This is a genomic window from Longimicrobium terrae (assembly GCF_014202995.1).
Classification (GTDB): domain Bacteria; phylum Gemmatimonadota; class Gemmatimonadetes; order Longimicrobiales; family Longimicrobiaceae; genus Longimicrobium; species Longimicrobium terrae.
The window spans coordinates 1-21,461 of sequence record NZ_JACHIA010000015.1 but is presented as its reverse complement, the minus strand read 5'-3'; the positions used below and the strand labels follow the sequence as shown (position 1 = coordinate 21,461).

Below are 21,461 nucleotides of genomic sequence, written 5' to 3'. Positions count from 1 at the left end.
CGATCTTTCCTCCGCCCCGATGTGGGGTGTGCTCCCTCTCCCACATCTGTTCGTGGGAGAGGGTCGTCGTGCGCAGCACGCGGGGTGAGGGCTCCCAGCCCGCGGCCGGGTGACCCATGGCCGTGCACCGGATTCTCATCCCGACGTCTTGGGCATCCATCTGTCCATCACTGCGCGGGCGGGACGGGGAGCGGGGCCTGCGGAACGACGGCTGGCTGGGTCGCGCCGGGCTGAACCGGCTGCGCGGAGGCCGGGGTGACGGCGCCTTCCGTCTCCGGCGTGAGCAGCGGCCGGCGGCGGTCCACCTCGCGGCCGGCCGGGCCGCCGTTGCGGCGGATGTCCTCCGTGGCGTCTTCCAGCGATTCATCGCTGTCGATCACGTGCGGCGTGATGAAGATGAACAGCTCGAAGTCGTTGTGCTCACGCCCCTTGCTGCCGAAGGCCGCCCCGATCAGCGGCAGACGGGAAAGGTACGGAACGCCCGAGCTGCTACGGTCGCGCAGCAGTCCGGAAAGCCCGCCCAGCACCGCCGTCCGCCCATCGCGCACCAGCAGCCGCGTGCTCACCGACCGCGTGCTGATCACCGGCGCGCCCTGCAGCCCCGCCGCGCCCGTGGCGCTGTTGACCTCCTGCAGCACCTGCAGTTGAACGAATCCGTCCGCGCTGATGGTGGGGAGCACGCGCAGGGTGGTGCCCACGTCCTTGTACTGGATCACCTGGTCCTGCGCCCCGCCATCCGTCGTGCGCTCCAGCTGCACGAAGGGGCGCTGCTCGCCCACGGTGATCTCCGCCTCCTCATTGTTGGCCGCCAGCAGCAGCGGCCGGTCGACGATGAGCACGTTCTGCCGCCGCTCCCCCGCCGTCAGCAGCAGGTCCAGGTTGATGCCGCCCAGGTTGAGCGCGCGCAGAACCAGGGCCGCGTTGTCCGCCCCGCCCGTGCTCCGCCCCACCACGCTGCCGCCGCTCCCGCGCAAGCCGATGGTATCCGTCGTGGCCTGCAGCCCCAGGTCCATCCGGAACGAGCGGCTCACGTACGCCACCGTCGTTTCAATCAGCACCTGCAGCGGACGCACATCCACCTGCTCCACCGCCGCCCGGATCAGCTCAAAGTCCGCCCGCCCCGCCCGCACCAGCAGGCTGTTGGTGCGCGGATCGGGAACGATGGTGAGAGCGCCGGAGATCTCTCCCGAGCCGCCGGCCGCAGCCACCTGCGGCGCCTGCTGCCCGAACGGAGTAATGCGGTTGTCGCGAAGCTGGTCGCCCAGCGTGCCGCGGGCCAGGCCCGATTCGCCGAGCGCGCCGCCGCGGCCGTAGAGCGCGTTCACGGTCGCCGCCACGTCCGCCGCGCGCGCATGGCGGAGGCGGATGACGAACAGCTCCACCCCTCCGGATGACGCCAGCGACGGTCCGCCGAACGGCGGCTGCGGCATCCCGGGGGGCGGCACCTGCGGCGCGGCTTGCGGCTGCTCGCGCGGGCGGATGCGGTACGCGCCATCCACCTCCTCCATCAGATAGCCCTGCTCCGCCAGCAGGTTCTTGAGCAGCGCGGGAATCTCCCCAGGGGGGATGGGGCGCGGGCTGGTGAAGGTGATGCGCTGGTTGCCGAGCGGGGCGTGGAACAGCGGCCGGTCCAGGTAGGGCGCCAGCGACGAGATGACGGCGGAAACCTCCACCTGCACCAGGTTCACCTCCACACCTTGCGCGCCGCGCGAAACGGACTGGGCGGCGAGGGGGGAAGCCAGGCAGAGCGCGCCCAGGAGTGCGGCGCGGAAGGCGGGCGAGGTCAGGGCTGCCATGGCTTTCGGACGGAGAGATTCCAGGTTGTATCAGGACCGACGATGATGACGCGTTCGCGGGTGACGGAGCGGACGCGCAGGTCGCCCAGCCGGGTGCCGGCGTGCACGAGCACCCCGCCCTGCTGGCCGGGGACGCCTTCCAGCACCGCTCCCCAGGGCGGCCCCACGATTCCCGACACCAGCAGCGGCGGCGGCGGAGGCTTGGGTGGAACGTAGGCCGGCGGCATTCCGGGCATCATCCCCATCGGCATCGCGGGGACCGGACCGAGCGGCGCCGGGACGCGATCCAGGCGGAACGGATCGCCCGCGGCCACCACGCGCGCCGCCACGGACAGCCTTCCGCGCGGGGTGCGGACGGCCTCCGGCGCGGCCTGCTCCGCGGCGGCAGCGGACGCGGGCACCTCCGGCACGGCGCCGCGCCACCGGCTCCATCCCGTCACCAGAAAGATCAGCGCGAGCACCCAGAGGACGGCTTCCCACCGGCCCCGGCTCATGGCGCGGCCGGGGCGGAAAGGTCCAGCGAGTCTGTCCCCGCCCCCGCCGAATCCGCCACCGCGGGACCAGGGCCGCCCGCGGGCGGACCCTCCGCCCCCGGGCGCAGCGCCAGCCCCTGGACGGAAAACTCCGCCCGCAGCGACTCCGGCATCTCCGGCGGGCCGCCCGGGTTGGGCTGGGTGATGGCGAGTTCGCGCAGAATCAGACGGTGCGGGTCGCCTTCGAGCATCGCGAGCATGCGGGTGATGGAGGGCAGGTCGCCCGTTGCGTCGCCGCGCACAGTCACGCGGATGAAGATGCCGCCACCCGTGGTGTCGGGAACCACGCTGACGGCGCCGAGCACGGTTCCCGCGCGCGATGCGGCGCCGCTCACCAGCCCGGCCAGCGAGGCGCCCGCCGCCGCGGGCGAAGCGCCCGGGAGCACGGACGCGCCCACGTCCACGAAGCGCGCGCGCCGCGCCTGCAGCGAATCCAGCGCGGCGGGCAAGCCCGCGGAGCGCGCCTCGGCCGCCTGCGCCTCCGCGATCAGCTCGCCGGCGGAGGCGCGGGCGTCCGCGTCCCAGCGGCGCCAGGCGGGAATCCCCCGCCCCAGCACCAGGATCAGGAGCATCGCGCCCGCGCCGCCCACCAGCACCCGCCGGTCGCGCGGCGACAGTCCGCCCATCACGGTGCACCTCCCGCGCTGTCCGCCTCAGCCGGCGCGCTTGCCGCCACCGGCGACGGACCGCGCCGGCCCGGCTCGATCGCGAAGCGGATGGTGACGCGCTCCAGTTCCCGCCCCAGCAGCGACTCGCGCGTGACGGGTCCCACGATCTCCGGCGACACCAGACCCGGCACCTTCTCCAGCGGCTGCACCACCGCCTCCGCGCGCGGCGACAGGGCGACCAGCGAGCCGCCCGCCGTATCCACGCGCAGGGTGATGAGCGCACTCCCCGCCGGAAGCGCGGCGGTCAGGTCGGACAGCAGGAGCAGCGGCGAGTACGAGCCCGCGCCGAACGCGGCGGCTTCGCGCAGCCCGGCGGTGACGCGCACCAGTTCCCGTTCGGTTTCCGCCGCGGCGCGGTGGCGCGACTGCACCTTGGCGATGCGCGCGGCGGCCTCGTCTTCCGCGCGCATGGCGCGGAGAGCGGGGGCCAAGGCGGTAAACGTCAGCGCGGCCAGCGCGGCCGCAGCGGCCACGGCCACCCGCCAGCGCGGCACCGTACCCGGCCCGCCACCGGCCGGACGCAGCGCCAGCGGCTCCCACGCGGGGAGCGCGGCGGCGCCGTACGCATCCGCGTACTGCCACGCATCCTCCCCCAGCCGCGCGAGCGCGGGGACCACGGGGGGCGGGACGATGGCGGTGCCTTCCGGAAGCCGCCGCACGGAGGCCAGTTCCGTCACCGCGTACCGCGCCTCCACCGTCCACCCCCCATCCGCCCAGACGACCTCGCCGTCCGTCAGCGCGTGGCCCAGCACGGCGAGCGACGGGACGTAGCGGTCCACGCGCAGCCCGGCGGCGCGGCAGGCGGCATCCACCTCGCGCAGCACCCGCTCGTCCAGCGCGGCGGCCCACACCACGCCGGGCTCCACCATCCGCACCCCCGTGGTGGCCAGCGGCACGCCGTTGCGCAGAAAGAAGCGCGAGACGCCTTCACGGACGATTTCCGCCAGCATGCGTGCATCGTCCAGCGGCGGCAGCCCGCCGATGCGCCGCGTCTGCGAGCGCGACGGGCCCAGCGCGACGACGACGCGCGGGCGCGGAAAGCGGGGGAGCGGCGCGCCCGCCAGCAGCTCCGCCACGGCGGCCTGCACCCCGCCCTCCGCCATCGTCGTTTCGTTCGCCGCCACGATGCGGCCGCCATTCAGCGCCACCGCGCGGATGCGGTCCGCACCCACGGCAATCCCCAGCGTCACGCTCATTCCGTCCACGTCCTTCGCCGCACCACGGCGGCCCGCGCGGCCGCGCGCACCAGCAGAACCTCCACCACCGACACCGCGGGCGGCGTTCCCACCCCCACCCGCGCCTGGACGATCCACGCGTCGGGCTCCACCGTGGCGGCGGCCACGAACTCCGGGTAGCGGCGCAGGATCTCGTCGCGCGCGCCGGGAGAAAGGCTGCCGGGAAAGGCGGCCAGGTCGCGCACCGCGTCGCCGCGCATCCGCATCTCCCCCAGCCGCGCGGCCGCCTCCATGGAAAAGCCGGGGAGCGCGGCCAGCACCGCCGCGGGGGCGTGGTTCAGCGGCACGCGGCCGGGGTCCACGGTCAGCAGACTGTCGATTCCCGGCAACCGGTTCCAGCCACGCACGTACAGCACCTCGCGGCCGTCCGCCAGCGGGCCGTTGCGGGGCGCGCGCAGCCCGTTGGCCGCGTACCACGCCGCCTCGGCGCCCAGCGGGCGGGGCGTGGCGTCCTCGTCCCGCCAGTCCGCGAGCGCGTCGGCCAGCGAGTCCACCGCGCTCTCCCTCGCTCCCGCCGCGCGCAGAAAGCGCCGCAGCCCGTCCTCCGGCACCATGTTGACGTCCAGCGCCGCGCCGGCCGCGCGCAGACGGACGTCGCACCCCGTTCCCGCCAGCAGGTTGGATTCGGCGATGATGCGGTCCATCCGCGCCCACACCGTCAGCCCGGGAAGCTCGGAGCCGGGCGCGCGCAGCGCCTCGGCGACGGCGGCGCGCGCCCGTTCCAGGCATCCTTCCGCCCGCCACGCCGCGTCCGCCCCGTCCGCGCGGTTGCGCGACGACGCCACCGCCTCGCGCGCGGCCAGTCCGCCGGCGAGCGCCAGCGCCGACATGCCGACCACGATCCACAGCACCGCGACCAGTGCGAATCCGCCACGGGACGGACGGCCGATCATCCCCATCACCCGCGCTCCCCGATGCGGATGATGCTGGTGTCGCCGTCGATGACGATGCCCAGCGCCAGCGGCGCGGTGATGCTGGATCCCCATTCGCGCACCCACGCGCCGCCGGAGGCCGCGTCGCGGAGGTACAGAATCTCGCCCGCCCGGAAGCCGCGGCGCAGCGGAATCAGTTCGCCCGTGGAAAGGGTGAGCGCGAGCGCGCTGCCACTGTCCGCGGTGATGATGCCGAGCGACGCCTCACACGATTCCAGCCATCCGTCGGGCACCTCGCACCAGGTGCGGAAGTGCGCCACGCGCGGCTCTCCGGCAAAGCGCACCTCCGCGCCCGGCACGCCGGATACCTGCAGCCGCCCGGCGAGGGTGCGCAGCAGCACGTCCGCGTTCCCCTCGCGGTCCGCGTCGCGCGCGGCGGCGGCAATGCGGTCGCCGCCGTCCGCGATCTGCCCCAGCAGCGCGCGCGCGCCGGCCAGGACGATGGTGGTGACCACGATGGCCACCATCACCTCCACCAGCGTAAAGCCCGTCTGCCTGCGGAGTTGCGGATCAGGAACCAAAGCCACGGACGCTGTCGGGACGGAAAAGGGAGGTGCGGAGGAGCACGCGGGCACCGGTGCTGTCGCGAAGGGTGAGGTCGTACACTTCCTGGGCGGGGCGCTGGACCTCCAGCCGCCACGGACCCTGCGGCCGGTCTCCCAGGCGCCGGTCCAGGTCCCCGCGCGACCACAGCGCGGCGGCGTGAAAGAAGGCGGATGCGCGGCGCGCCTCGGTGTCGGCCTGCTCCGCGCGGCGCACGGCGTCCGCGGCCTGCGCCACGGCCGTGACCGCCGCGGTTCCCGCCACGGCGAGGATGGCCATGGCGACGATCGCTTCCAGCAGCACGGCGCCGCGCCTATCGAGCCGCACGCGGTCTCCCCGTCAGCGGGTCCAGCCCCAGCGCGGAGTCCGCGCGCACGCTGCCGTCCGGCAGGGCGAGAAGGAACCGCGCGGTATCGTTCATCATCACCGAAAGCGCCACCGGCCGCCGTGTGCGCAGTGCCTGGGAACGCGCCGCGGCGATCTGCGCGCCGGGGCCGGGTTCCTCCGCCTCACCTCCCAGCGACCCCGCGGCCAGACCGACCACGCCCGCCATGATCCCCAGGATGACGAGGACGACGAGCAGTTCGATCAGCGTCGTCCCGCGCCGCCCGATGGTCATCTCGATCGGCGTCGTTCCGCGCCGCCCGATCATCACCGCCGTCACGTGGGGCGCACGCTGTAGACGGCCTGCAGCAGCGCGGCCGCTACCAGGGCGACCACTCCGCCGAACGCCAGGATCATCAGCGGCTCCAGCACGCGGACCGCGCCGCGTACCCGCTCTTCCGCGCGGGCGCTCTCGATGCGCGACGCGTGGGACAGCATGGAGGCCAGCCGCCCGCTTTCCTCCCCCGTGCGGATCAGGCGCACCGCGGTCGGGGTGGAGGCGTCCGCCCGGTCCAGCGCCGCCGCGATCGAGTGCCCGGCCACCACCTGCTCGCGAGCCGCCAGAATGCGGGACGCCAGCGCCTCGTCCCCCGTGGCGCGGGCGGCGTGCATGAGTGCGGGGGCCAGCGGAACGCCGCTTTCCAGCAGCGCCGCGAGCGCCGCGCAGAACCGGCCCACCGCGCCCGCCCGCCGCACCCCGCCGATCATCGGCACGCCCAGCAGAAAGGCGTGCCAGCGGCCCAGCCCCGCGGGCGTGGACGTCCACATCCGCCACAGGAGGATCAGCGCCAGCAGGGTGAAGACGCCCGGGATGGCGCCCGCCCGCGCCGCCTGCGCGATGCCCAGGACGAGGCGCGCCGAGCGGGGCATCTCCTGCCCCAGCGTCTGCAGGATGGTGGCGAAGCGCGGCAGGACAAAGCCGACCAGGAGGACGACGGAGGCCGATCCCGCGCCGGCGAGCAGGAGCGGGTACGCCAGCGCCCCGCGGACGGCACGCCGCGTTTCCGCCGAGTGCTCCATCAGTTCCGCCGCGCGCTCCACCGCCGCCGCCAGTCCGGTTCCCGCCTCCCCCGCCTGAACCAGGCCCAGGACGAGCGGTGGAAAGGCGACGGGCGCGGCCGACATCGCCGCGGCCAGCGTGCTCCCCTGCTTGACCGCGTCGCGCAGCGGGGGGAGCGCGGGCTTCCACGCGGCGGGGACGAGATCGTCCATTGCCGCCAGCGCGCGGGCCAGCGGCAGGCCGCTTTCCAGCAGGGTGGAAAGGACGCGCAGCCCGAGCGCCAGGTCGGGAACGGAGATGCGCGCGCCGGCCGGAGAGGCGCCGCGCTCCATCCGCACTTCCACCGGAAAGAGCCCGCGCGCGGCCAGCAGGTCGCGCGCGGCGTCGGCGCTGTCAGCGCGCAGGGTGCCCGCTTCCATCCGCCCGCTGCGGTGCGCCGCGCGGTAGGCGAAGGTGGCGCTCCCCGAACTCACTTGCCGGCGCCCTCTTCCGCGCTCCACGAAGTGACGTCGGCGTCCTCCCCTTCCCCGCCCTCGCGGCCGTCGCGGCCCAGCGAGGACAGGTCGTACCCCTGCGGATCGTGTACGCCGGGGGAGACGTAGACGTACGGCTTGTCCCACGCATCCAGCGGCACGGCGCGCTTCAGGTACGGGCCGCGCCACCGGGGGGGGCGCTGGCCGGCCACCGGTTCCGTCCGCAGCGCGGCGAGCCCCTGCTCCGTCGTGGGATAGGCGTGGTTGTCCAGGCGATAGCCGTCCAGCGCGGCGCCCAGCATTTCGATCTGCTGCCGCGTGGCGCTGGTGTTGGCGTCGCCCAGGCTCTTGAAGATCTCCGGCCCCACCACCGCCGCCAGCACGGCGATGATGGCGATGACCACGAGCATCTCGATCAGCGTAAAGCCGTCGCGCCCGCCCCGCGGCCGCTTACTCCTGTACCACACGAAGCACCTCCTCCACCGTGGTGATTCCGTCCTTTACCCGCGCCCATCCGTCCGCGCGCATGGGCGTCATTCCCGCGCGGCGCGCCGCCTCGCGCATTTCCGCCCGCGGCGCGCGGCGGATCACGCCCTCGCGCAGCACGTCATCCATCACCAGAAGCTCGTAGACGCCGGTCCGGCCGCGGTACCCGGTTCCGCGGCACGCCGGGCACCCGGTTCCGCGCACGAAGGCAGCGGGAAGGGTGTCATCGTCCCCCGCCAGGCGGCGGACGGCGTCGCGCGGCGGATCGTACGTTTCCAGGCACCGGTCGCACACGCGGCGGACGAGGCGCTGGGCCAGGATGCCGTCCAGCGTGGCGGCGACCAGGTAGTCGGGAATCCCCAGGTCCAGCAGCCGGGCCAGCGCGCTCACCGCGTCGTTGGTGTGCAGGGTCGAGAACACCAGGTGGCCGGTCATCGCGGCCTGTACGGCGATCTCCGCCGTTTCCGGATCGCGCATCTCGCCCACCATGATGACGTCCGGGTCCTGGCGCAGAATGGATCGCAGCGCCGCGCCGAACGTCACTCCGGCCTGCCGGTGCACGGGGACCTGCGCCACGCCGGGAAGCTGGTATTCCACCGGATCTTCCACGGTGATGACCTTTTCCCCCCGCGTGTCGCGCAGGCCCAGCGCGGCGTACAGCGTGGTGGTCTTGCCCGAGCCGGTGGGCCCGGTCACCAGGATCATCCCGTGCGGCTTGCGGGCGAGCGCTTCCATCCCGATGCGGACATTGGCGGGCATCCCCAGTTCGCCCAGCGCCACCGGGCGCCCGCCGCGGTCCAGCAGGCGCAGGACCACGCTTTCGCCGAACATGGTGGGGACGGTGGATACGCGCAGGTCCAGTTCGCGGCTTTCCAGGCGCACGCGAATGCGGCCGTCCTGCGGGCGGCGGCGCTCGCTGATGTCCAGCTCCGCCAGCAGCTTGATGCGGCTGACGATGGCGTGGTGCAGTTCCGCCGGCGCCTCGGGCGCGGGCGCCAGCACGCCGTCCAGGCGAAAGCGCGCGGTAAGGCCGCTGCGCTCCGCTTCCAGGTGGATGTCGCTGGCGCCCGCGTCGTATGCGTCACGAACGAGCAGGTTGACGTAGCGGATGACGGGCGGCTGGTTGGCCAGGTCGCGCACGTCGGCGGCCAGGTCGTCGCCGTCGGGATTCACCTGCGCCAGCTCGATGAGCCGGTCCGAGCGGGTGGCCAGCCGCTCGATCATCTGCTCCACCTCCGCGGCCGACGCGCGCTCCAGCCGCACCTCGCGGCCGTACGCCCAGGCCAGGTCGTCGGCGGCGTCGGTCAGCGCGTTGTCGGCGGCGGCGACCACCAGCACGCCCTCCGGCGAAACCTCGCGGGGGCAGAGCCGGTGGTGCAGCAGAAAATCGCGGGAGATCCCTTCGGCGAGCGAAACGTCTGCGGACATCCAAGGCGGGGAAACGCGCGGAATTGACCATGGCCGCCGGGTGGCGCGAAGCGGCGGAAGTGATGGTCGCACAGGAACGTAACGGGGGCGGCGGAACCCGACAAGCGGCCCGCGGAAAGGCGTTCAAAGGATACACCACCGGCCGTTTCGCGCGCTCTGGCCACCGCCGGCGCGTTCTGTCGCGATCCGCGCGCACGCATCCAGCGGCCCCGTTCCGGGGTGCGGATTGACCGAAGCGGCGCGCCCGTCTTTCCGCATTGCAGGCCGTCGCGGCGTCGAGCGGCGGGGTCGCGGATCCGGGGCCGGGCGAATGGAATATGGCCACGAACTTGCGCCTTTTGCGCGCCGGGAGCGCATCGCACCGATGGGCCCGCGCCGCGGCTTCCCGCATCCACCGATCAACAGGAACGTCATCGATGAAGTCGCAGACCGAAGCCAGGCTGGAGGCGCTGGGCCTGGTTCTGCCGGAGCCGTTCACCGCGCCGTCCGGCCGGCCGTATCCGTTCTCGTGGGTGCGCGTGCAGGGGAGCCGCGTGTTCGTTTCCGGCCATCTGCCGCAGATGCCGGATGGCTCGCTCGCCGAGCCGCTGGGCAAGGTGGGCGCCGAGGTTTCCGTCGATCAGGCGGTCGGCGCGGCGCGTCTCGTGGCGCTGGCGACCATCAGCAGCCTGAAGCGCGCGGTGGGCGACCTGGACCGGCTCGTGTGGCTGCGGGTGTTCGGGATGGTGAACGTGGCGCCGGGTTTCGAGGACATCCCGACAGTCGTGAACGGCTTTTCGGAGCTGATCCGCGACGTGTTCGGCCCGGAGCGCGGCAACCACGCACGCAGTGCGGTCGGCATGGCGCAGCTCCCCTTTCGCGTCCCCGTGGAGATCGAAGCTGAACTGGAACTGGTGGACTGATTCGACCTGATCCGCCTACCGGGCGGTTCTCTCCCGCTGAAACAGATCCGTCCCGAGCGATCCCGCGGGCCTGCTCGATGATCGCGCCCGCCACGGCTTGGCCATCCCCGAACCGCGCCTGAAGCCGAAACCGCTGGTCCCGGACGAAAAAATCCCCGGGCCGCGCGTGGGCGCGGCCCGGGGACAGTGGGTCGGGTGGGGCTCGAACCCACGACCATTCGGTTAAAAGCCGAGTGCTCTACCGGCTGAGCTACCGACCCGCACTGCGGAGAAGATAGCGAAGCGCGCCGTTCCCATCAACCGCCATCACGCGGTTGCGGATTACGGTCAGAGCACGGCCTGCATGGCGGGCGTATCCACGTACGTCTCAAACCGGCTCACCTTGCCGCCGCGAAGCTCAAACACGTGCACCACGCGCACGTCGAACGCCGTCCCGGTGCGCCTCGCCATCCCGCGCGTCCGCCCGATGACAATCACGCGACTCCCCGCCGCGAACACCTCCTGCACCTCCACGCGCGAATCCACGCGCTGCATGAGCCGCAGAAAGAACTCGCGCGCGTCATCCATTCCCCGCCACGTGCCGCCCCACGGAAGCTCGGTCGTCTGCTCGATGACGACGTCCTGCGTAAGGGTGCTGAACACGTCCAGAATGTCGCCCCGCCCGAATGCGTCGTACAGCGCGCGGATCAGCCCGATCGCGGCGTCGCTGTCAGCGGCGCTGGTCGCGGGCGGGCGGGCGACGCCGGCAAGCGAGATGGAATCGGTCGCGAGCATGGCGTCTCCGGTGTGCATGGCGCGGGGATAATCAACAGGATCTTTCCGGAAAAGATCGGGCGAGGACGACCAGGGCGCATGGGTCAAGCGAACCAGACGCCATCCGCCACCGCGCGGGCGATTCAGTCCGCGCGCACGTCCAGCCCCAGCGCCTGGGCGAGGGTGATCGTCTGGTCGATGGTGATGATGGCGCCGCGCAGCTGCTCGCGGTCCGGGGTGAACGCGCTCAGATCGCTGCCGCGCAGATCGCACTCCACGAAGTCCGCGCCGTGGAGCCACGCGCCCGACAAGTCCACGTCGCGCAGTGACGATCCCTGGCAGCGTGCGTTGGTGAGGTCCGCCTCGCGCATGCGGACGCCCTGGAACGACGCGGCGCGCAGATCGGCGCCCGCCATCCCTACGAGCGACCAGTTGCCGCCGATGACCTTCATCGCGTCGAAGTTGCAGCGGTTGAAGCGGCTTCCCACGAACTTGCAGTCGCTGAAGCGGGCATCGTAGAACTTGCACCCGGCAAAGGTGCAGTTGACGAACGCGGCCCCGTCGTGCGCGGAGACGTTGAACTTGACGTTGCGAAAGGTGCAGTCCGAGAACACGGCGCCGCTGTTCTCCACCTCGGTCATGTCCAGGTCCACGAACATCACCTTTTCGTGCGTCTGGCCGGAGATGTCGAGCCCGCTCCAGTCCGCCGTCACGCGGGTGGTGGTTTCCGGCGCGGGGGCCTGCTTGCGGTCAGCCATGATGGATTCCGCGGATCGGGGCGCCGGAAGATCGGTTCACGTCAGCGTTGCGCATGAATGGAGAAACGGTTCGGGAAACGGCGAGTACCCGGTGCGGGTGCGCGGGAAATGTACCCGGGCGGGAGGAAAAGGAGCAAAGGAAGGCGCACGAAGCGGCCAATGTGTCGGTGGAGGAACAGACCGGAAGTGAAGGAATCGTCTCACGGCGGGCGAGGTTCAGGGCGGCCCCCACCCGGGCCGGCACCACCGGCCCACCCTCCCCCAAAAAAGACTGGGGGAGGGTTGTTGGCGGCGGCGGATTCGGTGCCGAACGCATAGGATCGCTCCTGCTCCGACTCCCTTGAGCGAATGAATCCGCCGCTCTGAAAGCGGTAAGCCCCGACTCGTGGCCGCTGACGCGTCCACGATCGGGGCTTCAACTGCGTTCGGGAGTGCCGGCATCCCAAGGGCGCAGTCCGCGAAGGCGGACTTCGTGTGCTTCGAGGCGCGGTTTCAACCGCCGGGCGAGAACCCTCCCCGCTCGCCGATCTATCCTCCACTCCACACTGGGGTGTGCTCCCTCTCCCACATCCGTTCGTGGGAGAGGGTCGTCGTGCGCAGCACGCGGGGTGAGGGGCCACACCGTCCGCGCCAACCCGTCACCTCCAGACACGAAAAAGGACGGCTTCCCCCGAAGCCGCCCTTCTTCGCCCCATCCACAATCCCCACATCCCAGAGAATCACCCCAATCCCACATCATCAACCGCCACATCAACACTTCCTCATGAACGCTGTCTCACCGCGGCTCCACGACGATGCCGAGCGGAACGCGCCGCCATGCCGTGTGCCGCACCACCGATCCGCGCAGCGGCCGAACGAGGAGCTGGCCGGAGATGCCGCCGTCCAGCAGCATGGCGCGGCGGCAGCCCAGGCCGCCCATCAGCCCCGCCATCTCCGGCACCGTGAACCCCAGCGGTGCCGTGGATGCCGCGCCGCCCAGCCCGTCGAACCGCGTGAGCGCCACCAGAATGCGCCCGTCCCGCAGTTCGCCGATGGCCAGCCGGCCATCGCGGTGCGCCAGGTCGATCTCGCGTGCGCCAGGGCGGAGCGCCGCCGGCACCTGTCCATCTCCCGCCAGCAGCGCGGGATACGACTGGATGGCGTTCACCACGCCGCCCGCCCGCCGCACCGCCGCGATGCTGTCCGGCGGCACGAAGCGCACGCTGCCGGCACGGTCCGTCACCAGCGCCATCGAGAGCGGGCCGCGGCCGGGCGCCCGCACCTCGCGCCCATCCACCACCGTCCATCCCCACGGCGTGCCGCCGGTGAACTGGCCGGCGTTGAAGGCGACGGCTACTCCCGCACCCGCGCTGTCCACCGTCCACGCGCCCGCCATTCCGTCCGGCGCGCGCGCCTCGCGCAGTCCCAGCCGGTGCACGCGCGGGTCGATGCGCACCAGCACCACGCGCACCCGCCACGCCTCACCACTTCCCGCCACGCGGAGCTCCGCCGTCTCCACGCCGGGGCGAATGGTCCGCCAGCGCGCGGCGGAGGCGAGGGCGGGCGCCCCGCCCGTCCACCGCGCCGGGGCGGCCTCCGCGCGCCAGAACGGCCGCCACCCATCCGCCGTGCGGACGGCGAGTCCCGCCTGCGCGGCGAGCCCGGCGGGAAGCGCCGCGGCCAGCGCCAGGGAGGCGGCCGCGGCGCGCAGGCTACGAGCGAAGCTGTTCTTCACGGCCCGCCAGCCCCGTGGCGCCCTCCAGCGCGCGGCGCTCCTCCGCCGTGAACCCGCCCTGCCGCCCGTGCGAAAGCACCCACGGCGCGATCCGCTCACGCAGCACGGCAAACTGGCGGATGGTGAACTGTCCCGCGTCCGCCGCGGCGCCGGCCACCAGGTCGCCGGCGTTGTCCAGCCGGCTGATGGCCTGATACGCCGCATTGGGGCGCTGTCCGCACGCCGCCGTGTAGTCCGCCGCGGCGCCCTGCGCCACCACCATGGAGTCCGTCAGGCGGCGGTACGTGGTCGTGTCGCCGCGCAGCAGCGCCTGCGAGATGCGGACGGCGAGCCCCAGGTTCTCGGACGCGGCGGCGGCCTCGGACTGCTGGCGGTTCTCGTCCGCGCGCGAGGTGCACCGCTCGTAGCGCTCCACCTCGGCGCGCAGGGAGCCGGCGGCGGCGCGCTCACCCGCAAGCCGCTGCCGCTGCGAGGCTTCCGCATCCAGCGCGGCGATGAAGCGCGTCACCACCTGCGGCGTGATTTCCAGCGTTTCGTCGTTGAACTCGGGCGCGCGCGCCCCGTTGGACGACGGCAGGCCGACCGCCTGGCCGGCGGCGTTCCCCGCGGCGCGGGCGGCGGCGCGGCGGGCCAGACCGCCGAGCTGCGCGTCCGCCGGCGCGGCGATCGACAGGGCGGCGGCGGAAAGGATCAGGGTGCGGAGCAGAGAGCGCATGGGCGAAAGCCTCGAGAGTGATGTCGTCGGATGGAAAGCCCGGCCCGTGCCGGACGGTGACAAAGCTGCAACTCTCGACCGCGGCCCGCGTGGGTAGATCGCACTAGGGAAAGTGCGTAAGTGCTGGGTGCGGGGTGCGTGAGTGCGAAAACGGCAGCGCCCGACGCAAGCGTGAGGGCGATCGGTTGTCGGTCGTCTTCGACGTCGCACTCACGCACTCACGCACCCAGCACTCACGCACTTGTTCTCGCACCCCGCACTCACGCACTCACACACTTCCCTTATCTCTCACCAAGACTTGTACATCCGCCCCCGCGCGCCTACTTTTCCCTCCCGGACGCGGCCATCGCGCGTCCGCCCCGCCCTGCCCCGCTGGACCTCCTCCGTACTCGGCCATGCAGTCCACCAGCAGTCCCATTCCGGTCATCTCCCAGACGCTGCTCGACGCCGCGCTCCTGGAGCTCGCCCGCCGCGTTCCCGCGTCCTCGTTCGCCGCGGAAATCCGCTGCCTGCTGCGCGTTGCCGCGATGGCGACCGATGCGCGGTCCGCCTCGCTCTGGCTGTGCGCGGACGACGGCCAGACGCTCCGCTGCGCCGAACGATTCCACACCGATTCCGCCACGTGGGATAAAGGCGCCGAGTCGCGCGGCGCGTGGCCGGGCACCTCGTCGCTCGCGGAGCGGCGGTGGGCGACGGACCACCTGGCGCGGCTCTCCGCGGAGGGCGGCGCGGACGTAATCGCGCTGGACGCGGGCGTGTGGAGCGGCGGCGCGCTGGCCGGCTTCATTCGCCTGGAGCGCGGCGCGGACCGCCCATGGACGGACGCGGAGGGCGCATTTTCCGCCACGCTCGCGGACCGCGCGGGCGCCGCCTACCACGCATCCGCCGGAATGGATGCGGATGCGCGACCTGGTGCCCGCGGCGAGGACGGGGCGGAACCGGCCGCGGGCGTGGGAAGCCGGGAAGAGGACGGAACGGCCGACCGCGCCGCCGAGCAGGCGGAGGCCGAGGCGGCGCTGCGCGCGTCGGAGGAGAGCTATCGGACGATCTTTCAGACCAGCAACGACGCCATCTTCATCACCGATCCCGTCACGGGCGCGATGGTGGATGCCAACGACCGCGCCTGTGAACTGGTTGCCGCCTCCCGCGACGAGCTGCGGCGCGATCCGGCCGCCATCCTCTGGAACGGCCCCGCGCCTTTCACGCCGGAGCTGGCGATGGAGCAGACTGCGCGCGCCATGGCGGGAGAAGCGCAGCGGTTCGAGTGGATGAGCATCCACCGGCACACCGGCGGCGAAGTGTGGGGCGAGGTCAGCCTGCAGCGCGTCGTGCTCAACGGCCAGGACCGGGTGATGGCCGTCGTCCGGGACATCGGTGAGCGGAAGCGCGCGGAGCAGGCGCTGCGCACCAGCGAAGAGAGCTATCGGGCGATCTTTGAAAGCAGCAACGACGCGATCTTTGTCCACGACCTGGCCACGGGCGCGGTGCTGGATGCCAACGCCCGCGCCTGCGAACTGGGCGGCGTGTCGCTGGATGAACTGCGCGCCAGCGGCCTCGGCGTCATCGCCAGCGGCCCGCCGCCGTTCACGGAGGAGCGCGCCGCGGAGTATCTGCAGAAGGCGGCCACGGGAGAGCCGCAGCGCTTTGAGTGGATGACGCCGCACCCGGAAACGGGCGAGGAGATGTGGGTGGAGGTGGGCCTGCAGCGCGTCAGCATCCGCGGCGAGGAGCGGCTGCTGGCGCTCGTCCGCGACATCCGCGAGCGCAAGGCGGCGGAAGAAGCGATGCGGCAGTCGGAGCTCAGCTACCGCACCCTCTTCCAGATCTCGTCCGAGGCGATGTGGGTGCACGACCTGGAAACGGGCGCGTTCCTGGAGGTCAACCAGGCCGCGTGCGACCTGTACGGCTACACGGAGGAGGAAACGCTGGCGCTCGGAGTGGAGGGCATCTCGTGGGACGAGGCGCCGTACACCATCGAGCACGCCCGCGAGTACATCCGCCGCGCCGTCGCTGGCGAGCCGCAGCGGTTCGAGTGGAAGGGGCGCCGCAAGGACGGCAAGGCCAACTGGGCCGACATGCAGCTGCGGCGCGTCACCATCAACGGCGTAGACCGCCTGCTGGCCAACGGCCGCGACATCAGCGACCGCCTGCGCTACGAGGCGGAGCTTCGCCGCGCCAACGAGCAGTTGGAGCTGCGCGTCGCCGAGCGGACGGGCGAGCTGGCCGCCGCCAACGAGGCGCTGGAGGAAGAGGTAGCCGAGCACGAGGCGGCCAAGGAGGCGCTGCTGGAGCGGACGCACGAGGTGGAAGGCATCTTCCGCGCGCTCCCGGACCTCTTTTTCCGCCTGGGCCCGGACGGAACGATCCTCGACTACCGCGCGGGGAGCCACAACAAGCTCGCCGTCCCGCCCGAGGTCTTCATGTGGAAGCGCATCCAGGACGTGCTTCCTCCCGTGGCGGACGCCACCATGGCGGCTTTGGAGAGGGCGGTGCGCACCAATCAGCTCGCCTCGTTCGAGTACCAGCTGCCCACGCCCGCGGGGATGGGCGACTACGAGGCGCGCGTCGTTCCCGTGCCGGACGGCACGTTCATCACCGTCATCCGCGACGTTACCGACGCCAAGACCGCCCAGCGCGCGCTGCAGGAAAGCGAAGAGCGCTTCCGGCGGATGGTGGCCAACACGTACGACATCATCACCCTGCTGGAGGCGGACGGCAGCGTCCGCTACGAGAACGACGCCATGACGCGCCTCCTGGGCTGGACCAGCGAGGAGCGCGTCGGCCGCAGCATCGCCGACAACATCCATCCCGACGACCTCCCCGTCGTCCGCGAGGCGCTGTCCCGGATCGTCGCCACGCCGGGGCAGGCCGTCACCGTAGAGTACCGGTACCGCGCCAAGGACGGCACGCTGCACTACCTGGAGTCCGTCGGGCGGACGATGTCGGAGCACACGGCGGCGGAGGGCGTCGTCGCCAACTCGCGCGACGTCACCGAAAGCCGTGCCGTGCAGCGCGCGCTCAAGGAGAGCGAGGAGCACTTCCGCACGCTCATCGAGAACTCGTCCGACGTGGCGACCATCAACGACGCGGTCACCGGCGCCGTCCTGTACGCCAGCCCCGCGGCGGAGGTGGTGCTCAGCTGGACGCCGGACGAGCTGGAGGGAACCACGGCCGCCGACTTCGTCCATCCCGACGACGTCCACGCCGTGCACGAGCGGATGCAGGAGCTTCTGCTGGATCCGTCGCAGCCGCAGACCATGCGCTACCGCCACCGGCGGCGCGACGGCGGGTGGATGGTGCTGGAAACGACGGCGCGCATCGTCGTCACGCCCGATGGCGACTACCGGATGGTGGCCAACGCGCGCGACGTCACCGACCGCACGCGGGCGGAAGAGGCGCTGCGCCGCAACGAGGAGCACTTCCGCGCGCTGATCGAGAACGCGCAGGACATCGTACTCATCCTGGACGCCACCGGGCGGATGACGTACCTGAGCCCGCCCATCGAACGCATCCTGGGATGGAGCCCGGCGGAGCTGACGGACCGCAGCGCGTTCGAGTACATGCACCCGGAAGATCAGCCCATCGTCGCGGGCGAACTCGCGCGCGTCCTCGCCGAGCCGGGACTGACGGGAAACGCGGAGTACCGCTTCCGCGACAAGCGCGGCCGGTGGCGCTACATGGAAGCGTTCGGACGCGTGCTGGAGACGGGCGGCGCCGGCATTCCCTCCATCGTCGCCAACGTGCGCGACGTCACCGAGCGCCACGAGGCGGCCGAGGCGCTGCGCAAGAGCGAGGAGCACTTCCGCGCGCTGACGGAAAACGCGTCGGACCTCATTACCGTGCTGAGCGCGGAGGGCACGTACCTGTACCAGAGCCCGTCCGTCCTGCGCCTTCTGGGATTCACCCCGGCGGACATGCTGGGCGTGACGCCGTTCGGATTCATGCACCCGGACGACGTGGAGGCCGCGCGCGAGTCGCTGCGGCGCATGGCGGGCGAACCGGGGACCAGCCACACCGTGCAGATCCGCTTCCGCCATGCGGACGGGGCGTGGCGCGTACTGGAAAGCGTGGGACGCACCCTGCTGCCGGATTCGGCGGATGAGGGGATCGTCGTCATCTCCCGCGACGTCACCGAACGCCGGCGGACAGAAGAAGCGCTGCGCGCCGCGACGGAAGCGGCGGAGCGGGCCAACCGGGCCAAGAGCGAGTTCCTTTCGCGGATGAGCCACGAACTGCGCACGCCCATGAACAGCATCCTGGGCTTCGCGCAGCTCCTTGGCCGGGCGGAGCTGCCATCCAACGACCAGAAGTCGGTGCAGCACATCCTCAAGGCGGGGCGGCACCTGCTGAACCTCATCAACGAGGTGCTGGAGATCGCCCGCATCGAGGCCGGCCGGCACAACCTGTCGCTGGAGCCGGTGCGCGTCACGCCGCTGGTGGAAGAAGCGCTCGGCCTCGTCCGCCCGATGGCGGCCCAGTGGGGCGTGGTGCTGGAACACGGCCCCGCGCCGCGGGACGCCTTTGTGCGCGCGGACCGGCAGCGGCTCGCGCAGGTGCTGCTGAACCTTCTGTCCAACGCCATCAAGTACAACCGCCCCGGCGGCCGCGTGCGCCTGTGGTGCGAGCCGTCCGCGGACGGGCACCTCGTGATCCGCGTGGAGGACGAGGGGCGCGGCATTCCGGCGGAGAACGCGGAGCAGCTCTTTACCCCGTTCGCGCGCCTGGGCGCGGAATCCACCGGCGTGGAGGGAACGGGGCTCGGCCTCGCCCTCAGCCAGCGGCTGACAGAGGCGATGGGCGGCGCGCTCACGCTGGAGCGGTCGTCCGACGAGGGGAGCGTGTTCCGCGTGGAGCTGGGCGGCGCCTCCGATCCACTGGACGCGCTGGATGGCGCCGAGGCGGGTGGATCGCGTGCCGTCCCGGCCGGCCATGGGACGGCGACGCTGCTGTACGTGGAAGACAACCTCGCCAACCTCAGCCTGGTGGAGACCATCCTGCTCAGCCGCCCGGGATGGCGCACACTTCCCGCCCTGCAGGGGCAGATCGGCGTGGAGCTGGCGCGCGAGCACCGGCCGGACCTGATCCTCCTGGACCTGCATCTTCCCGACATCCCGGGGGAGGAAGTGCTGCGCCGCCTGCGCTCCGACGGGCGGACGGCGGGCATCCCCATCGTGGTCATCAGCGCCGACGCCACCCGCGCCACGGCCGAACGGCTGCGCGCGCTCGGGGCGGACGCCTACCTCAGCAAGCCCATCGACGTGGACGAGTTTCTGGAAACCGTGGAACGATTTCTTGCCGCGCGGGAGGGGCTGTGAACGCGCAGACGCCGACGCTGCTGCTGGTGGATGACGAGCCGGCCAACCTGGATCTGCTGGAAGCCATTCTGGGCGGCGCCGGCGTGGGAACGCTGCTGCGCACGCAGAACCCGCTGCGCGCGGTGGAACTGGCGCGCGAGCACGAGCCGGACTTGGTGCTGCTGGACCTGCACATGCCGCGGATGAGCGGCTTCGAGGTGCTGCGCGAGCTTCGGGAGATGACGCCCGCGGGCGACTATCGCCCGGTCCTCGTGCTGACCGCGGACATCACCTCCGAGGCGCGCGACCGCGCGCTGGGCGAGGGCGCGCGCGACTTCCTGACCAAGCCGTTCGACGTGGGCGAGGTGCTGCTGCGCGTGCAGAACCTGCTGGAAACGCGGCGCCTGTACCGGAGCCAGCGCGCCGCACGCCTGGTGGCGGAAACCGCGGCCCTGCGCGCCACGCTGCTGTCCGAGGCGAGCCGCGCGCTGGGCGCCTCGCTGGACAGCGCGACCGCACTGGAGCAGCTGGCGCGCATCCTGGTGCCGCGCATGGCGGACCTGTGCGTCATCGAGCTGGGCGAGGGAGATGGGACGTCGGTTCGCGCCATCGCCCACGCGGATCCGGCGGAGGAGGCGCGTCTGCGTGCGCTGGCGGAAAACGGCTCCCCGCTGGCACCGCTGCTGGGCCGCGCGCGCACCCTCACCCTGCCCCGCCTTCCCGCGCGGATCGGGGAGACGGGGATAGCCTTCATGGGCGTGGAGCCACGGTCGCTGGTGTCGACCCCGCTGCGCGCGGGCGGCCGCGTCATCGGCGCGCTGACGATGATCAGCTTCAGCCCGGAGCGCCGCTACCTGCGCGAAGACCAGGCGCTGGCCGAGGAGCTTGCCGGCCGCGCCGCGCTGGCTTTGGAGAACGCGCGCCTGTTCGCGGACGCGCGCCGGGCGACCGCCGCGCGCGAGCGCATCCTGTCCATCGTCGCGCACGACCTGCGCAACCCATTGGCGAGCATCGCGATGGGGGCGGAGATGGCGCTGCACCTGATGCCGCCGCGTGCGGACAGCTACGCGCGCGAAACGCTCGCCGGCATCCAGGCATCGGCCACGCAGGTGCACCGGCTGGTGGAGGACCTGCTGGATGTCGGCCGGCTGGAGGCGACGGACGCGCCGCTGCAGACCGCCGACCTGTTCGCCATCGATCTGCTGGAGCAGGCGGAGTCCATGCTGCGCCCCCTGGCCGCCGGCCGCGGCCTGGAGCTGCGAATGCAGTGCGCGGACGAGGATCTGCGCGTGCACGCCGATTCCGTTCGCGCCATCCAGGTGCTCTCCAACTTGGTGGGGAACGCGATCAAGTTCACGCCATCCGGCGGCAGCATCACCGTCCGCGCGGAGGCGGCAGCGGGGATGGTGCGCCTGTCCGTCATCGACACGGGCCCGGGCATTCCGGCGGAGCACCTGCCGCACCTCTTTGGCGCCTTCTGGCAGGCGGACCCGGCGGACCGCCGCGGCGCCGGCCTCGGCCTCTCCATCGCCAGCGCCTTGGTGTCGGCGCACGGCGGGCGGATGTGGGTGGAATCGGAGGTGGACGTAGGGACGACGGTACACTTCACCCTTCCCGCCACCGGTACGCCATCCTCCGCCGCCGATTCCATGCAGTACCTGGTGATGGAGCGCGCCTCCCCCGAACCGTCGCGCATCGAGGTGACAATCACGGGCTGACGGACGCGGGTGGATCCCCGGCACGGGCGACTGAAACGCTTGGTGTGAGTTTCTCACCAGCCGAGCAGATCGGCAAAGGCGAGCGGCTGTCGTCCTAGCTGCCTGTTGATCAAGATGCAGGCGTTGTGA

The 21,461-nt window shown here is 72.2% G+C and carries 18 protein-coding genes and 1 tRNA gene; 3 read left to right on the top strand and 16 right to left on the bottom strand.

The annotated features are described in order from the left end of the window. Positions 1 to 167: 167 nt before the first annotated feature. The 11 genes from HNQ61_RS19820 to HNQ61_RS19770 are packed head-to-tail and all read right to left on the bottom strand — an operon-like array spanning position 168 to position 9,550. Positions 168 to 1,796 carry a type II secretion system protein GspD gene (locus HNQ61_RS19820; protein ID WP_170038387.1) on the bottom strand — a complete coding sequence of 543 codons (1,629 nt, stop codon included), beginning with the start codon at positions 1,794 to 1,796 and terminating at the stop codon, positions 168 to 170. Beyond that, positions 1,784 to 2,290, bottom strand: coding sequence for a hypothetical protein (locus HNQ61_RS19815; protein ID WP_170038389.1), 507 nt, complete (start codon positions 2,288 to 2,290; stop codon positions 1,784 to 1,786). The genes HNQ61_RS19820 and HNQ61_RS19815 overlap by 13 nt, the downstream gene beginning before the upstream one ends. Then, positions 2,287 to 2,955, bottom strand: a complete 669-nt coding sequence (gspM, locus tag HNQ61_RS19810; RefSeq protein ID WP_240979046.1) for a type II secretion system protein GspM — start codon at positions 2,953 to 2,955, stop codon at positions 2,287 to 2,289. The genes HNQ61_RS19815 and gspM overlap by 4 nt, the downstream gene beginning before the upstream one ends. Continuing rightward, positions 2,955 to 4,193 (bottom strand): hypothetical protein, encoded by a 1,239-nt coding sequence (locus tag HNQ61_RS19805; RefSeq protein WP_170038393.1) that lies wholly within the window; start codon positions 4,191 to 4,193, stop codon positions 2,955 to 2,957. Before HNQ61_RS19805 ends, gspM begins: the two co-directional genes overlap by 1 nt. Then, on the bottom strand, positions 4,190 to 5,131 hold the full coding sequence (locus HNQ61_RS19800; protein WP_170038395.1) for a type II secretion system protein GspK: 942 nt from the start codon (positions 5,129 to 5,131) through the stop codon (positions 4,190 to 4,192). The genes HNQ61_RS19805 and HNQ61_RS19800 overlap by 4 nt, the downstream gene beginning before the upstream one ends. Next, the gene (locus HNQ61_RS19795; protein ID WP_170038397.1) at positions 5,131 to 5,691 is read right to left on the bottom strand and encodes a type IV pilus modification PilV family protein; all 561 of its coding nucleotides are present in this window, start codon (positions 5,689 to 5,691) and stop codon (positions 5,131 to 5,133) included. Before HNQ61_RS19795 ends, HNQ61_RS19800 begins: the two co-directional genes overlap by 1 nt. After that, positions 5,675 to 6,034, bottom strand: coding sequence for a hypothetical protein (locus tag HNQ61_RS19790; RefSeq protein WP_170038399.1), 360 nt, complete (start codon positions 6,032 to 6,034; stop codon positions 5,675 to 5,677). The genes HNQ61_RS19795 and HNQ61_RS19790 overlap by 17 nt, the downstream gene beginning before the upstream one ends. Continuing rightward, a complete protein-coding gene (locus HNQ61_RS19785) occupies positions 6,021 to 6,371 on the bottom strand; it encodes a pilus assembly FimT family protein (RefSeq protein ID WP_170038401.1) in 351 nt (116 codons plus the stop codon). Before HNQ61_RS19785 ends, HNQ61_RS19790 begins: the two co-directional genes overlap by 14 nt. Next, a complete protein-coding gene (locus tag HNQ61_RS19780; RefSeq protein ID WP_170038403.1) occupies positions 6,368 to 7,564 on the bottom strand; it encodes a type II secretion system F family protein in 1,197 nt (398 codons plus the stop codon). Before HNQ61_RS19780 ends, HNQ61_RS19785 begins: the two co-directional genes overlap by 4 nt. Continuing rightward, the gene (gene gspG / locus HNQ61_RS19775; protein ID WP_205762012.1) at positions 7,561 to 8,031 is read right to left on the bottom strand and encodes a type II secretion system major pseudopilin GspG; all 471 of its coding nucleotides are present in this window, start codon (positions 8,029 to 8,031) and stop codon (positions 7,561 to 7,563) included. The genes HNQ61_RS19780 and gspG overlap by 4 nt, the downstream gene beginning before the upstream one ends. Next, positions 8,015 to 9,550, bottom strand: a complete 1,536-nt coding sequence (locus HNQ61_RS19770) for an ATPase, T2SS/T4P/T4SS family (RefSeq protein ID WP_170038404.1) — start codon at positions 9,548 to 9,550, stop codon at positions 8,015 to 8,017. Before HNQ61_RS19770 ends, gspG begins: the two co-directional genes overlap by 17 nt. 344 nt (positions 9,551 to 9,894) lie before the next feature. On the opposite strand from HNQ61_RS19770, the gene HNQ61_RS19765 reads away from it, so the two are divergent. Next, positions 9,895 to 10,380, top strand: coding sequence for a RidA family protein (locus HNQ61_RS19765; RefSeq protein ID WP_170038405.1), 486 nt, complete (start codon positions 9,895 to 9,897; stop codon positions 10,378 to 10,380). A 187-nt stretch (positions 10,381 to 10,567) separates the two neighbouring features. Here HNQ61_RS19765 and HNQ61_RS19760 read toward each other — a convergent pair. The 5 genes from HNQ61_RS19760 to HNQ61_RS19740 all read right to left on the bottom strand — a co-directional run bounded on the left by HNQ61_RS19760 (position 10,568) and on the right by HNQ61_RS19740 (position 14,320). Next, positions 10,568 to 10,640 (bottom strand) — tRNA-Lys (locus tag HNQ61_RS19760). 67 nt (positions 10,641 to 10,707) lie between these two features. Continuing rightward, on the bottom strand, positions 10,708 to 11,154 hold the full coding sequence (locus HNQ61_RS19755) for a nuclear transport factor 2 family protein (RefSeq protein ID WP_170038406.1): 447 nt from the start codon (positions 11,152 to 11,154) through the stop codon (positions 10,708 to 10,710). Positions 11,155 to 11,276: 122 nt separating this feature from the next. Beyond that, positions 11,277 to 11,891, bottom strand: a complete 615-nt coding sequence (locus HNQ61_RS19750; protein WP_170038407.1) for a pentapeptide repeat-containing protein — start codon at positions 11,889 to 11,891, stop codon at positions 11,277 to 11,279. Positions 11,892 to 12,666: 775 nt separating this feature from the next. Beyond that, positions 12,667 to 13,605 carry a phosphodiester glycosidase family protein gene (locus HNQ61_RS29665; protein WP_170038408.1) on the bottom strand — a complete coding sequence of 313 codons (939 nt, stop codon included), beginning with the start codon at positions 13,603 to 13,605 and terminating at the stop codon, positions 12,667 to 12,669. Then, a complete protein-coding gene (locus HNQ61_RS19740) occupies positions 13,583 to 14,320 on the bottom strand; it encodes a hypothetical protein (protein ID WP_170038409.1) in 738 nt (245 codons plus the stop codon). The genes HNQ61_RS29665 and HNQ61_RS19740 overlap by 23 nt, the downstream gene beginning before the upstream one ends. A 395-nt stretch (positions 14,321 to 14,715) precedes the next feature. On the opposite strand from HNQ61_RS19740, the gene HNQ61_RS19735 reads away from it, so the two are divergent. Further along, on the top strand, positions 14,716 to 19,635 hold the full coding sequence (locus tag HNQ61_RS19735; RefSeq protein ID WP_170038410.1) for a PAS domain S-box protein: 4,920 nt from the start codon (positions 14,716 to 14,718) through the stop codon (positions 19,633 to 19,635). Further along, the gene (locus HNQ61_RS19730) at positions 19,632 to 21,332 is read left to right on the top strand and encodes an ATP-binding protein (RefSeq protein WP_183685758.1); all 1,701 of its coding nucleotides are present in this window, start codon (positions 19,632 to 19,634) and stop codon (positions 21,330 to 21,332) included. The genes HNQ61_RS19735 and HNQ61_RS19730 overlap by 4 nt, the downstream gene beginning before the upstream one ends. Positions 21,333 to 21,461 lie beyond the last annotated feature (129 nt).

Bases quoted from the DNA above. Each gene is read 5' to 3' on its own strand.
- HNQ61_RS19800 (WP_170038395.1), bottom strand. From the start codon at position 5,131: ATGGGGATGATCGGCCGTCCGTCCCGTGGCGGATTCGCACTGGTCGCG.
- HNQ61_RS19820 (WP_170038387.1), bottom strand. From the start codon at position 1,796: ATGGCAGCCCTGACCTCGCCCGCCTTCCGCGCCGCACTCCTGGGCGCG.
- HNQ61_RS19740 (WP_170038409.1), bottom strand. From the start codon at position 14,320: ATGCGCTCTCTGCTCCGCACCCTGATCCTTTCCGCCGCCGCCCTGTCG.
- HNQ61_RS19765 (WP_170038405.1), top strand. From the start codon at position 9,895: ATGAAGTCGCAGACCGAAGCCAGGCTGGAGGCGCTGGGCCTGGTTCTG.
- HNQ61_RS19735 (WP_170038410.1), top strand. From the start codon at position 14,716: ATGCAGTCCACCAGCAGTCCCATTCCGGTCATCTCCCAGACGCTGCTC.
- HNQ61_RS19755 (WP_170038406.1), bottom strand. From the start codon at position 11,154: ATGCTCGCGACCGATTCCATCTCGCTTGCCGGCGTCGCCCGCCCGCCC.
- gspM (WP_240979046.1), bottom strand. From the start codon at position 2,955: ATGGGCGGACTGTCGCCGCGCGACCGGCGGGTGCTGGTGGGCGGCGCG.
- HNQ61_RS19805 (WP_170038393.1), bottom strand. From the start codon at position 4,193: ATGAGCGTGACGCTGGGGATTGCCGTGGGTGCGGACCGCATCCGCGCG.
- HNQ61_RS19815 (WP_170038389.1), bottom strand. From the start codon at position 2,290: ATGAGCCGGGGCCGGTGGGAAGCCGTCCTCTGGGTGCTCGCGCTGATC.
- HNQ61_RS19750 (WP_170038407.1), bottom strand. From the start codon at position 11,891: ATGGCTGACCGCAAGCAGGCCCCCGCGCCGGAAACCACCACCCGCGTG.